The sequence below is a fragment of the Kribbella sp. NPDC055071 genome (genome assembly GCF_053608045.1).
On record NZ_JBSGUS010000018.1, the window covers coordinates 41,440 to 53,681 of the forward strand.

Genomic DNA, 12,242 nt, shown 5'->3' on the forward strand with positions numbered 1-12,242 from the left:
TCAGCGACATGCCTGCCGAGACGAAGCGGGGTCCGTACGCGAAAGGGCTGGCCCGACGGGCGCAGATCCTCGAAGCCGCCTTGAAGGCGTACGCGTACGCCGGGCCTCAGGGCCCCTCGCTGCGCAGCATCGCGGAGAGCGTGAACCTCACCGAGGCGGGCGTGCTGCACTATTTCGGGAGCAAGGAAGAGCTCTTCGTCGAGATCCTCCGGGCACGCGACGAGGCGGACGCGGCCGCGCACGACATGACCACGTTCGAGGGCGTGACCGAGATCATCGAGTCGGGCATGCGCACGCCCGGGCTGATCAAGCTGCTGCTGGAGATGGTGGCCGCCTCCACCTCGCCCGAGCACCCGGCGCACGCGTTCATGCAGGAGCGCAGTGCGAAATTCAAGGCGATCGTCGCGAGGTTGTACGAGGACGGCGACCCGTGGAAGGGCCGGATCGCGCTCGCGGCCACCGAGGGGCTGATGGCGCAGTGGCTGCGTGATCCGTCCTTCGACGTGATGACCGACCTCAGGAGGTTGAACGTCCTGCTCCAAGACGCTCCGAGGTGACGCCGACGGAGGCCAGTGCCGTGGCGAAGCGCTTGCCGATCAACGGCTGCGCCTCGGGCCCCGGGTGGATCCCATCGTGGAGCAGGTCGGCCTCGTCGACGCCCAGCACGGTCAGGCCATCGACATAGTGGATCGCGGTGTCGCCCGCGATGGTGCGACGTGTGACCACGCGCTCCACGATCTCGCGCACGCGTCGCAGTGTCAGCCCGTGCGCAGTTCCGTCGCCGCCGGTCTCCTCCCACCGGGGACAGGCGAGGGAGGAAGCGACGATGAGCGGAGTTGCGGGGTGGCCCTCGCGAATCGTGTCGAGGAATCCGTCGAGAGCGGGGGCGAACACCCGCTCGGTCATCGTGGATTGCTCGACGATGTTCGCGCCGACCTCGAGGCTGACCAGGTCCGTCGGCAGATCCCTGATCGTGCGCGCGACGAACGGGTCGAGCATCGCGTTGCCGGAGTAGCCGAGCGACGTCAGCGCGAAGCCGGCGGTGTCCGCGCAGATCGCGGCCCAGGTACTGGTCGGTCCGTCGGCGTTGGCCGACTGGCTGACCGAGGATCCGTAGTGGACCCAGCGCGGCGCCCGCGACGGCGTCGGGGCCTGCAGTTCGCGGTCTGAGCTCAACGAGATCAGATCGCAGGCGGCCGCATGCGGTAGCCAGAGTTCGAGTTCCTTCTCGCCCTCGGGTAGCCCGTCGAACCGCACGGTGCTCGGTCCCGCCGGGATCGTCTGGAGGCCACCACCGGTCAGCACCAGCCTGGTCCCGCCGTCGACGATCTGGCGCTCGTGCAGGCGCCCACCGATACGGAGATCGAACACGGGTTTGAGCTCACCCGTGCCGGGGACCTCCACGTGCATCGTCGCGACGGTGAGTTCGATGATGCGGGCCTGCGTCCGGGTGCGGAGTCGTATGCCGGTGGCGGCATCGACGACGAGCTTGAAGAACGCGTCCGGCACCTGCGCCAGCGCCCATCGCGGCAACCGGCTGGGCCGCAGGCCGGTCGGCTCGGCGCGGAGGTCGACGGCGCCCTCGATCGCGATGGACGGGGACGGAAAGGTCTCGGTGAACATCATCAACACGACTCCGTGATCGGGTAAGGGGCGAGATAACCGCACATGCCGAGGGCGTTCTCCGTTGGCGCGTCGATCTTCATCACGGCCGCCGACCGCAGATGCCGGGTGTCTGCCCGGCGCAACGCCGCGATCTGCGCACCTGTCGCCGCGGCGGCGGCCAGTGCATGGTCGTGCCAGGACGTCTCCCACGCGTCGAGCCGATCGGCGACGAGCGCGGCGGCTGCCGCGTAGAAACGTTCGAGTGCGGCCCCACCGCGCCGGTGGTCCTCGATCAACGCCAGATAGCCCTCGATCGCGAGGTCCCGTCGGCGCCGCGCTTGTGCTTCCGTGCCGACGGAAGCGGCTTCCGCGTAGATCTGCGGGCTGGCGAGATGTGCAGGTGGGAAGGTCAGCACCGCGTCACCGGCCTCGGGCAGCCCCGCGTTCTGCATGATCACCTGGACACGCAGGTCTCCGGCGCCGACGGCCCGGTGGATCGTCCCAGGAGTGAACCAGACCACGTCACCCGCCGCGAGAGGGAGGACGCGGTGGCCATCCGGCGTGAGCGTGTGCAGTTCGCCCGTGCCGTCGAGCACGACGTAGCACTCGGTGCAGGTGAGGTGTAGGTGCGGCGACCCGCCGTGCCGCGCGTCCGTTGTTCGCCATGGATAGACCCGCAGCCGGGACATGCCGATGGCGCCGGGCAACGCAGGAGTGCCGCTCACCATGTCCTCCCAACTGGTGGGGTATCCGTCGCCACCAAAACCTAGTATAACTAGGTTTTGGAGCACAGGGAAAGGAGCCGCCGTGCCGCGCATCGGCCTACAGGCAATGATGATCAAGAAGAGTGTCGAGCGGGTCGGCGCGTTCGCGAGCCTCGCCCGCGCCGTGGACATCGGGTACCGGAGCTTCGAGCTCTCCCAGATCTCGTTGACCGATTCGACGCTCGCCGAGATCACCCGCGCCCGCGAGGAGCTCGGCATCAGCGTCGAGGTGGTCTCGGCCCTCTTCACGCCGATCCCCGGCGTTGCGGAGCCGACCCTCGACCGCGACTACGACACCGTCGTCGCGCGGACCTGCGGCCTCGGCGCGGGCTTCGTCCGGCTGCCGCTTCCGCCGTTCGCCGCGGTGCTCTCCACCCAGCAGCTGCTGGAATTCGCCGATGCCGTCGAGGCCATGGCGAAGCGGCTCGCTGCCGACGGCCTGCACCTGTGCTACCACACCCACCATTTCGACTTCGCCCATTTCGACGGGGTCAGCCAGTTCGACCTGCTCCTCGAGCACGCCCCGTCGCTCGGGTTCGAGCTCGACGTGCACTGGGCCTACCGCGGCGGGGCAGACCCGATACGCCTGCTCGGCCAACACCCCGACCGCATCAAGCTGGTTCACCTGCGCGACTACCGCGTCGAACGCATCCGACCGGAGCACCTGTCGGCCGCCGCGTCCGGGGACCTGCTAACGCTGCGCACCGTGCTGGCGGGACTCGTCCAGGACGCGGAGGTCGGCGAAGGTGCCCTGCCGATGGGCGCAATTGTCGCCGCGGCCCTCGACGCCGGAGTGAGCCATCTGTTCGTCGAGCAGGAGGACCTGCGCGGGCAGGACCCCTACGAGTGCATCGCGCTCTCGCACCGCAACCTCGTCGCCCTCGGCTACGCCGAGCACTTCTGACCATCGTCCATCGAGGAGTGTGATGCTGTGTTCCACGAAGAGGTGGACGTGCTGATCATCGGCAGCGGACCGGTCGGTTCAACCTTCGCCCGGGTGATCGCCGATCACGCTGTAGGCGCCCGGATTCTGATGATCGAAGCCGGCCCCGTGCTCAGCGCTCGCCGTGGCGAGCACGTTCAGAACCTGCCCGCGACCGAGCGGCCACGGGCCCGCCGGCTGTCGCAGGGGCCGGACGCGGACGCCGACCACGTCGAGCCGCCGTTCTACCAGGTGGCGCGGGGAGTCCGGTCCGGGGCGGATCCGGCCCTGTTCCAGCGATCCGGACTCTTCCTGGCCCACCGAGGCCCCGACGTGCGCGCACACGGCGAGTTCGGCCTGCCCGCGGCGAGCATGTCCAGCGGCGTCGGAGGGATGGGCGTGCACTGGACGGCCTCGGTACCACGCCCGAGCGGCGTCGAGCGCATCGGCTTCATCCCGCACGCCGAGCTCGAGGCCGCCTACACCGAGGCCGACCGGCTTCTTCGCGTCTCGCGGGACCTCGACGGGGGCGATCCCCTGTTGGCGAAGGTGCTCGAACTCGTCGCAGGCGCCTTCGACACCGGCATCGTGGATGCGCCGCCCGTGCAGTTGACCCCCTTCGCGGTGACGAACGACGCTCGCGGCACGCGGTTCTCAGGCACCGACGTGATCCTCGGCGATCTGTCCGAAGCGGACACGGCCGACTTCGAGCTACGCGCGCAGACCGTCGCTCGCCGCGTTCTGCTGGACGCATCGGGCGGCCGAGCCGTCGGGGCGCTCCTGCTCGACCGGCGCACCGACGCTCAGTACGCGGTCCGCGCGAGCCAGGTGGTCGTTGCAGCGGACGCTCTGCGCACACCGCAACTGCTGTACGCCTCAGGCATCCGTCCACCGGCTCTCGGGCGCTACTTGAACGACCATCTGAAGGTGGTCGGGGCGTTCCGCCTTGATCCGCGCTTCTCCAGCGAAATCCCCCAGCTCGAAGCTGGGCCGCGCCCGCTCGGTGCCGTTCTGATTCCCTATATCGACGAGGTACGCCCGATCCAGGGCCAGATCCATCTCGCGAGCCGCAGTCCCATCGCCGTCACCTCCGACGAGTACGCGGCGCGGGATGCGCTACAGCCGGACGCCGCGCTCGCCTGGTACGGGGCGAAAGAGCTTCGCCACGAGGACGCGATCGAGTTCAGCGACACCGAGTCGGATACGTACGGTCTGCCGAACATGTTGCTGCGATACGGCCTCACCGACGCCGACTGCAGCACTGTTGGCAGAATGCGCGAGGACGCGATCAAGGCCGCGCGACTCCTCGGCGAACTCGTCGTCGGCGAACCCCAGTTGATGCCCGGCGGCTCTTCGCTGCACTACCAGGGAAGTACTCGGATGGGGGCCTTCGACGACGGCGCGTCGGTCTGCGATTCCTATGCGCGGGTCTGGGGCGTAGATGGCCTCTACCTCGGTGGAAACAATGTCATACCCACTTCGACCGCTTGCAATCCGACGATCACCAGCGTCGCCCTTGCCGTCCGCTCGGCCGGACACCTGGTGCACGAAGCCGGCCGTTGACAAATCGGGGAGAGTCCATGTTGAAGGGTTCTTGCGGAGAGGACAAGCCTGTGGAGGCCGTAGATGAGCCAGCTGACGAGGCGCGTGCACGACGACGCCGGGTGGGTTCGGTCGTCTGGTTCGTCGGAACCGCGGTTGCCCTCGTCCTTGCCCTCCTGGTGGTTCTTGTAGACCTGGGTGCCGCCGTGCCGGTGGGACTGCTCGGTGCTGCAGCCGCATTGATCGTGCCGACGCTCGGTCCGCTGCTCGTGATCGCGGCCCTGCCCGCGCTCGTGATCGGGCTGTGGCGGATCCGTCGCGGTCTCACATGGACCGCGGCCGCCGCAAGCGGACTCGGTGCGCTGGGGACTCTGACGAGCGCGGTCCTCGTCGTGGTCATGGTGGCGGCAATCGGTGACGCCGGCGGCTCGGTGAACGTCTTTCGCGCGCTCGCCCCGTCGTCGATGGCCGCGGCGAGCGCTGATGTCCACGAGGTCTACACCGTTGCGGGTGGCCAAGCGCTGTCGGTGGCTGTGTACAAACCGTCGCCCACTCCGCAGCCTGCCCCGACACTCGTCTACGTCCACGGCGGTGGTTGGATCTCCGGCACCGAGGACAACATGCCCGTCGACATGCGGTGGTTCGCAGATCACGGGTGGCTCGTCGTCAGCGTCCAATACCGCCTGGCGAACAACACCGAACACACGTGGGACCAAGCACCGGCGGACGTCGCCTGCGCATGGGCATGGACCGCACACAACGCCGCCCGCCTCGGCGGTGATCCAGCTCGGCTGGCCATTCTCGGCGAGTCCGCAGGCGGCAACCTGGCGCTCAACCTCGCCTACGGAATCTCCGCAGGCCGAGTGAACTCCCCCTGCGGTACCGTCCCCGTTCCACGGGCGGTCGTCGCCGAATATCCCGCGGTGGATCCAGCGGCCGTCTACGCCAACCACTTCTCACTCGGCTCACTGTCCGACGAGGACATGGTCCGCAAATACCTGGGCGGCAGCCCTCAGGAGTACCCCGAGCGCGTCGCAGCGACTTCGTCGGCCACGTACATCACGGCCAAGGCGCCGCAGACTCTGGTGATCCAGGGGGAGCGCGACAATCTGGTGCCCCCGGACTCTGTCTACGACTTCGTCGACAAAGCCCGTGCGGCCGGAGTGGATATCACGTTGGCGAAGGTGCCGTTCGCCAACCACTCCTATGATCAACTGGCTGCGAACTCTATCGGAAATCAGGCGTTCCTGACGATGTCACAGAACTATCTGCTGGCGCGGGTTCGATCCTGAGAACAGGCCCATCGTCGGACCAAGCCCGGCCATTCACGATTGATCCGGCGTGTCGAGTGCCCGGACAGACGAAAGTGCCCACTACCAGGGCAAACCGTGCTTGCTGAGCGCGCAGTGCGACCTGCATGATCTTCGAGCCCGACACAACCAGCGGCGGGAGCCACCGACGGAACAGCGGACCGGTCAGTTCGCCATTGCTCAGCCGCCGGACAACCCTCGCGCAGACCACAAGCTCAATTGCAAGATCAACCGGCAGCTTCGTGAATCACCGGGGGCCAGCACCTGCGGGCCAGTCGCTGCGCCTTCGCCGCCGTGGATCGATCTTGATCCACGAACTGATCCACGAACGGCTGTGGTGGCCTGCCACTCATGCGCACCTGGATGCCCGTGATGCTCGGCGAACCGCAGGTCGACTGCGGTGCGTGGGTCAGCATGCCGACTACGGATCAGTCTGACTAGCCTGCCTGCCAGCACCACGGACGATCACCGTTGTGCCCGCGAAGGCACGCGATCCGCTGCTCGACCTCGGCCCGGATTGCTGGATCCTGGGCAGCCTTGTTCGCGAGCCAGCTTGTCATCCGCAGTTCCCGCACATCCCGGAACAGCGGGTGCGACCGGTTGAGCCTGTGTACGCCGTTGCAGCACCCGCTCGCCGATCTGGAAAGCTGCCGGATGGAACAACTGAGGGACGAGTCTTGGGTCGTCTATCAGAACCATCCGCTCAGCACGGTCCTGCTGGGATTGTGTTCTGGCTCCGGCTATCGCCCGCGGGTGGCGGCTACGGTGGGGGACGTCGCGACCGCGTTGGGGCTGGTCGGAGTCGGCTGGGGGCTGACGATCGCGCCCGACCTGACTCCCGGTGCACCGGAGAGTTCGATCAAGCGCATCGCGCTCGACGGCGACCGGCTTCCGCCTGGTGGAAGTCGGGTCGCGGTCCGATCGCGCCTCGGGCACCCTGCAGGGACACTCGGAGAGGGGCAGCGGCGTGCGGACACAGGTGGCGATCGTCGGTGCCGGACCGGCCGGGCTGGTGCTGTCGCACCTGCTGCAGCTGCGCGGGATCGACTCAGTCGTCGTGGAGAGGCGCAGCCGCTCGTATGTAGAGAAGCGGGTGCGAGCCGGAGTGCTCGAGCAGGGCACCGTCGACCTGCTTCGGACCGTGGGGGTGAGTGAGGGACTCGATCGGGACGGTCTGCCGCACCACGGGATCGAGTTGCTGTTCGACGGGGTGTCGCACCGGATCCCGCTGACAGAACTCAGCGGCGGCCGGTCGATCACCATCTACGGTCAGCAGCGGGTGGTGCACGACCTCACCGAGGCGCGGCTCGCGTCCGGCGGACAGGTTCACTTCTCGGCTGAGGAGGTTGTTGTCGACCCTGCCGTGCCTCGGGTCTCCTTCACGCAGGACGGTCGCCGGATCGAGCTGGACTGCGATTTCATCGCCGGGTGCGACGGGTTCCATGGCGTGTGCCGAGATCAGTTGCCCACGGCAACGGCGTACGATCGCGAGTATCCGTTCGTCTGGCTGGGCATCTTGGCCGACGTCGCGCCGTCGAACGACGAACTCATCTATGCCCGGCACGACCGTGGCTTCGCCCTGCTCAGTCTGCGCTCGCCGACAGTCAGCCGACTGTATCTGCAAGTGGATCCGGACGAGGACCTCGCTGACTGGCCGGACGAGCGGATCTGGGATGAGCTGCACCTCCGGCTCGCCCACGGCGGCTGGTCGCTGAAGGAGGGGCCGATCCTCGACAAGGGCATCACGCCGATGCGTAGCTTCGTCTGTGCACCCATGCAGCACGGTCGGCTGTTCCTGGCCGGCGACGCCGCGCACATCGTCCCGCCGACCGGGGCCAAAGGACTCAACCTCGCTGTCCACGACGTTCATGTCCTGGCGGAGGCCCTGGGGGACTGGTACTTCGCCGGTCGCCGTACCGGCCTCGATGCGTACTCCCAAACCTGCCTGCGGCGGGTATGGCGGGTGCAGCATTTCTCTTGGTGGATGACCTCGATGCTGCACAACTTCCCGGGCGACGATCCCTTCCAGGAACGCTTGCAGCTCTCGCAGCTCGAGTACGTCGTGAGCTCGTCCGCCGCGGCCACGACCTTGGCGGAGAACTACGTGGGACTGCCGTTCACTCCAAGTGCTTGAGGAGTGCCGCCGTGACCAAGTCTGGCTGTTCGGCGTTCGCGAGATGGGCAGCATTCGGTACGACGAGCAGGTTCGCACTGGGGATCGTCGCCGCGATGCGTTCGAGGTGATCGGGCGGTGTCGCCACGTCGTCCGCGCCCGCGATCACCAGAGTGGGTGCGGTGATTCGGGGTAGGTCGGCGGTCAGATCCATCGCCGCGATCGCCTCGCAGCATGCCGAGTAGCCCTGTGGCGGTGTGGAGGCAACCATCTGCCGGGCCGCGGCGATCACCTCGGGATGCCTTTCCTGGAAGGGTTTTGTGTACCAGCGGGCAACCACCGCCTCGGCCACGCTCGCCGTACCGCGCTCCCGCACGAGGGCGGCGCGCTCGTGCCACATCGAGGCAGGGCCGAGCAACGCCGAGGTACACAACACCGCAAGGCGATCGACTCGGTCAGGGTGTTGTGCGGCCAAGCGCATCCCGATCATGCCACCGAGAGACAGGCCGACGTAGTGCACCTTCTCGAGCTCCAGGTGGTCGAGCAACTCGCGTACGTCGTCGGCGAGTTCGTCGATCGTGTACGGACCGGGCGGTACCGGCGAGCCGCCGTGTCCCCGCGTGTCGAAGCGGACCACGCGGAACGAGCGGGCGAGTGGCTCGAGTTGTGGTTCCCACATCCGCAGGGTCGCGCCGAGCGAATTCGCCAGGACCACCACTGGTGCGTGTTCGGGCCCGGCGAGTCCGTAATGCAGTCTCGACATGCGCCAAGGTTAGGGCCCCTTCTTGGTTCCGTTGAAGCCGAGGGCGCGGGAGATGGCCGATGCCGTAGTCGTTACCAGCGGGATCAGCACTTGTTTCGTGCCCGGTTCGGCTTTGGCGACCACGGAGACCGCTGCCACGACTTCGCCGTACCGGTTGCGGATCGGTGCCCCGACGGAGATCGCGTCGGCGGTCACCTGGGCCTCGTCGGCCGCGACCCCTTGACGGCGTACGTCGGCGAGCAGGCGGCGGAGCCGTTTGGCGTCGGTGATCGTGTGTGGGGTGTAGGCGTGGACTGGCTCGGTCAGGATCTTCTCGACGACGTCGCGTGGCGCGTGGGCGAGGAGTACGCGGCCGCCCGCGGTGGCGATGCCGCTCAGCCGGCCGCCGACACGGGTGCGGGTCTTGACTGCGCGTCGACCGGAGAGGCGCTCGACGAAGACCACCTCGTCGCCGTCGAGGACCGACAGTTGCACGTTCTCGTGGGTGGCCTCGTAGAGGTCCTCGAGGAACGGCAGCGCGGCTTCGCGCAACGGCAGGCCGCGTGGGGCCAGCGAGGCGAGCTCCCACAGCCGTAGGCCGATCCGATAGCGCGCGTCCGATCCGCGTTCCAGTGCGCCCCAGGTGACCAGCTCACCGACAAGGCGATGCGCTGTACTGAGGGGGAGTGCGGCGACGGCGGCGATCTCCGTCAGCGTCAGCGCAGGTCGCTCCTCGGTGAACACGCTCAGCACGGACAGGAGCCTGCTCGCCGCGGTGCCTTCCATGTGACGGAAGTGTGGTCGTCGTACGCCGTGGTGGCAAGCGAGCATGTGGGCATGACGAACCCGGCGCTGGACCCGCCGTACCTGTTCCCGGACTATGCCTCGACCGTGGTTCGCTCCCCGGCGAAGGCCCTGGTGATGCCGCCACCCGGGTACGTCGAGCTGACCGGGCCGGTGTTCGGATCGGCTGATGTCAGTGCCACCGATGCCGATCTCACTCTGCACGGCGCCGCCGAGCCGATCGGCGAGCGGCTGATCGTGCACGGCCGGGTGACCGACACCGTTGGACGCCCGGTCGGCGGGACCCTGGTCGAGCTGTGGCAGGCCAACGCGGCCGGACGGTACGCGCACAGCCTGGATCGGCATCCGGCTCCGCTGGACTCGAACTTCACCGGTACGGGCCGGTGCCTGACCGATGCCGATGGCAACTATCGGTTCGTCACGATCAAGCCGGGACCGTACCCGTGGCGCAACCATGACAACGCCTGGCGGCCGGCGCACCTGCACTTCTCGCTGTTCGGACGCGCCTTCACGCAGCGGCTGGTCACGCAGATGTACTTCCCGGGGGATCCGCTGTTCTTCCAGGATCCGATCTTCAACTCCGTCCGCGACGAACGTGCTCGGCTACGGTTGATCGCGTCGTACGACCATGGTGCGACCCTGGCGGAGTGGGCGACGGGCTATCGCTTCGACATCGTGCTCGGCGCCACGCCGTTCGAGGGACCGCAGTGAGTTTCGTCTACCCGGTCAGCGAGGTCGCGGCATCCGCGGGGCCGACACCCTGGCAGACGGTCGGGCCGTTCTTCCACGACGCGTTGCCGTACGACGCGGGTCCGCAGGTTGCCGGCCCGTCGGTGCCGGGGCGGGTGCGACTCGCCGGCATTGTGTACGACGGCGCGGGGGAGCCGATCCTGGATGCGTTGGTCGAGATCTGGCAACCGGATCAGTCCGGCCGGTTCGTGACGTCGCCGGGGATCTATGCGGTGCCCACAGGGTTCCGCGGGTTCGGGCGATCGGCGACCGAGGGCGGCGAGTACTCGTTCGTCACGGTGAAGCCGGGGGCGGTGCCGACGGTGGACGGGCGATCCCAGGCGCCGCACATCGCGATGTCGGTCTTCGCCCGGGGCATGCTGCGGCGGGCCGTCACCCGCGTCTATTTCCCGGACGACGGGCTGGATGACGATCCGCTCGTCAGCTCGCTGCCGCAGTCCCGCCGGGCGTCGCTGGTGGCCGTGGCGGCGGCCGACGGATACCGGTTCGACGTACATCTGCAGGGCGATCGGGAGACGGTGTTCCTCGATGTCGGCGACCGATAAGTCCGGGGACTTCGGGTTGTTGAGCCCGGTCTGGGCCGGCAGCCGGGCTTCGGTGCTGACGAGCGATGCTGCGTTGGTCGGGGCCTTGGTGCGGTGCGAGGCGGCGTTGATCCGGGCGCTGGTGCAGGTGGGGATCGCACCCACGTCGGCGCTGGAGGTGGCGTCGTACGTCGACGGCGTGTTGATCGATCCTGGACCGCTGGCGGTCGACGCCGTTGCCGGAGGCAACCCGGTGATCCCGCTGGTGGAGCGGTTGCGGGATGTGGGCGGCGAGTGGATTCATTACGGCGCGACCAGCCAGGACATCCTGGACACGGCGATGATGCTGCTGGCTACCGACGTCCTCGCGGCGGTTGCCGACGATTTGGATGCTGTCGCCGGCAAGCTGGCAGACCTTGTCGACCTCTATCGCGGTCTGCCGGTTGTCGCCCGGACCCTTGGTCAGCAGGCATTGCCGACGACCCTCGGTCTGCGGGTGGCCGGCTGGCTGACCGGTACGCGAGATGCCCTGGACTCGATCCGTGCCCTGCATCCCCTGCCGGCGGCACTCGCAGGACCGGTCGGGACGGCTCATGCGTATGGTGCCGACGGTCCCGCCGTACTGGATGCCTTCGCCGATCAGCTCGGCCTGTCCGCGCCGGCTCTGTCCTGGCACACTCGCCGTGGCGCGGTGCTCGGCCTGTCCAACGCTCTCGTGCTGACGGGCGCCGCGGCCGGCAAGATCGCCGCGGACGTCGTGGTGATGAGCCAGACAGAAATCGGCGAAGTGCGTGAGTCCACCGGCGGTCCGTCGTCGTCGATGCCCCACAAGTCGAACCCCGTCCGATCAATTCTGATCACCTCTTCGGCCCAGCAACTCCCCGCACTCGGAGCGATCATCGCTGCATCGGCCATCGCCGAGCAGGAACGCCCGGCCGGTGCGTGGCACGCCGAATGGCAACCCCTCCGCACGATGCTCCGCCTGGCCGGAGGAGCCGTCGAACTCCTCCGCGACCTGGTCGAGGGCCTGATCTTCGACGAGGACGCACTTGCTCGCAACCTCGAGCACCTTCGCTCCACGCTAGGCGCCGACGAAACCTGGACGGCTCCCCACCTCCAGGCCGCCAACGTCTGGATCGACCGCGCCCTGACGAGAGGGGACTGAC

12 protein-coding genes and 1 pseudogene are annotated in these 12,242 nt (G+C 68.1%); 9 read left to right on the plus strand and 4 right to left on the minus strand.

What is annotated here, in order from left to right:
* Positions 1 to 8 precede the first annotated feature (8 nt).
* Positions 9 to 557, plus strand: a complete 549-nt coding sequence (locus ACWF4Z_RS27530) for a TetR/AcrR family transcriptional regulator (protein WP_452246037.1) — start codon at positions 9 to 11, stop codon at positions 555 to 557.
* Here ACWF4Z_RS27530 and ACWF4Z_RS27535 read toward each other — a convergent pair.
* Both ACWF4Z_RS27535 and ACWF4Z_RS27540 read right to left on the minus strand, forming a co-directional pair.
* Positions 517 to 1,626 (minus strand): SGNH/GDSL hydrolase family protein, encoded by a 1,110-nt coding sequence (locus ACWF4Z_RS27535; RefSeq protein WP_452246038.1) that lies wholly within the window; start codon positions 1,624 to 1,626, stop codon positions 517 to 519. The two genes, ACWF4Z_RS27530 and ACWF4Z_RS27535, sit on opposite strands and share 41 nt — an antisense overlap.
* Positions 1,626 to 2,330 (minus strand): cupin domain-containing protein, encoded by a 705-nt coding sequence (locus ACWF4Z_RS27540; RefSeq protein WP_452246039.1) that lies wholly within the window; start codon positions 2,328 to 2,330, stop codon positions 1,626 to 1,628. Before ACWF4Z_RS27540 ends, ACWF4Z_RS27535 begins: the two co-directional genes overlap by 1 nt.
* Before the next feature lie 82 nt (positions 2,331 to 2,412).
* Here ACWF4Z_RS27540 and ACWF4Z_RS27545 point away from each other — a divergent pair, with 82 nt between their 5' ends.
* The 5 genes and pseudogenes from ACWF4Z_RS27545 to ACWF4Z_RS27565 all read left to right on the plus strand — a co-directional run bounded on the left by ACWF4Z_RS27545 (position 2,413) and on the right by ACWF4Z_RS27565 (position 8,277).
* Positions 2,413 to 3,273: a sugar phosphate isomerase/epimerase family protein gene (locus ACWF4Z_RS27545; protein ID WP_452246040.1), complete on the plus strand. Its 861-nt coding sequence runs from the start codon at positions 2,413 to 2,415 to the stop codon at positions 3,271 to 3,273.
* 27 nt (positions 3,274 to 3,300) lie between these two features.
* A complete protein-coding gene (locus ACWF4Z_RS27550; protein ID WP_452246041.1) occupies positions 3,301 to 4,854 on the plus strand; it encodes a GMC oxidoreductase in 1,554 nt (517 codons plus the stop codon).
* A 50-nt stretch (positions 4,855 to 4,904) separates the two neighbouring features.
* Complete coding sequence (locus ACWF4Z_RS27555) at positions 4,905 to 6,125, plus strand: alpha/beta hydrolase (RefSeq protein ID WP_452246042.1); 1,221 nt, start codon at positions 4,905 to 4,907, stop codon at positions 6,123 to 6,125.
* A gap of 618 nt (positions 6,126 to 6,743) precedes the next feature.
* Positions 6,744 to 7,055, plus strand: a pseudogene (locus ACWF4Z_RS27560) (LysR substrate-binding domain-containing protein); the annotation flags it as partial.
* Between the two features lie 55 nt (positions 7,056 to 7,110).
* Positions 7,111 to 8,277, plus strand: a complete 1,167-nt coding sequence (locus ACWF4Z_RS27565; protein ID WP_452246043.1) for a 4-hydroxybenzoate 3-monooxygenase — start codon at positions 7,111 to 7,113, stop codon at positions 8,275 to 8,277.
* Here the strand turns inward: ACWF4Z_RS27565 and pcaD are convergent.
* On the minus strand, positions 8,261 to 9,019 hold the full coding sequence (gene pcaD, locus ACWF4Z_RS27570; protein ID WP_452246044.1) for a 3-oxoadipate enol-lactonase: 759 nt from the start codon (positions 9,017 to 9,019) through the stop codon (positions 8,261 to 8,263). The two genes, ACWF4Z_RS27565 and pcaD, sit on opposite strands and share 17 nt — an antisense overlap.
* A gap of 9 nt (positions 9,020 to 9,028) precedes the next feature.
* Positions 9,029 to 9,784: an IclR family transcriptional regulator gene (locus ACWF4Z_RS27575; protein ID WP_452246045.1), complete on the minus strand. Its 756-nt coding sequence runs from the start codon at positions 9,782 to 9,784 to the stop codon at positions 9,029 to 9,031.
* Here ACWF4Z_RS27575 and pcaH point away from each other — a divergent pair, their 5' ends adjacent.
* From pcaH to ACWF4Z_RS27590, 3 genes are read left to right on the plus strand one after another with little or no spacing between them, the layout of a single operon-like run.
* The gene (pcaH, locus tag ACWF4Z_RS27580) at positions 9,785 to 10,513 is read left to right on the plus strand and encodes a protocatechuate 3,4-dioxygenase subunit beta (RefSeq protein WP_452246046.1); all 729 of its coding nucleotides are present in this window, start codon (positions 9,785 to 9,787) and stop codon (positions 10,511 to 10,513) included.
* Positions 10,510 to 11,097, plus strand: a complete 588-nt coding sequence (pcaG, locus tag ACWF4Z_RS27585) for a protocatechuate 3,4-dioxygenase subunit alpha (RefSeq protein WP_452246047.1) — start codon at positions 10,510 to 10,512, stop codon at positions 11,095 to 11,097. Before pcaH ends, pcaG begins: the two co-directional genes overlap by 4 nt.
* Entirely contained in the window at positions 11,081 to 12,241 is a 1,161-nt protein-coding gene (locus tag ACWF4Z_RS27590; RefSeq protein ID WP_452246048.1) for a lyase family protein, read from the plus strand. Before pcaG ends, ACWF4Z_RS27590 begins: the two co-directional genes overlap by 17 nt.
* Position 12,242 lies beyond the last annotated feature (1 nt).

Coding starts and splice junctions, on each gene's coding strand:
- ACWF4Z_RS27530 (WP_452246037.1), top strand. CDS start 9: ATGCCTGCCGAGACGAAGCGGGGTCCGTACGCGAAAGGGCTGGCCCGA.
- ACWF4Z_RS27535 (WP_452246038.1), bottom strand. CDS start 1,626: ATGATGTTCACCGAGACCTTTCCGTCCCCGTCCATCGCGATCGAGGGC.
- pcaD (WP_452246044.1), bottom strand. CDS start 9,019: ATGTCGAGACTGCATTACGGACTCGCCGGGCCCGAACACGCACCAGTG.
- ACWF4Z_RS27575 (WP_452246045.1), bottom strand. CDS start 9,784: ATGGAAGGCACCGCGGCGAGCAGGCTCCTGTCCGTGCTGAGCGTGTTC.
- ACWF4Z_RS27590 (WP_452246048.1), top strand. CDS start 11,081: ATGTCGGCGACCGATAAGTCCGGGGACTTCGGGTTGTTGAGCCCGGTC.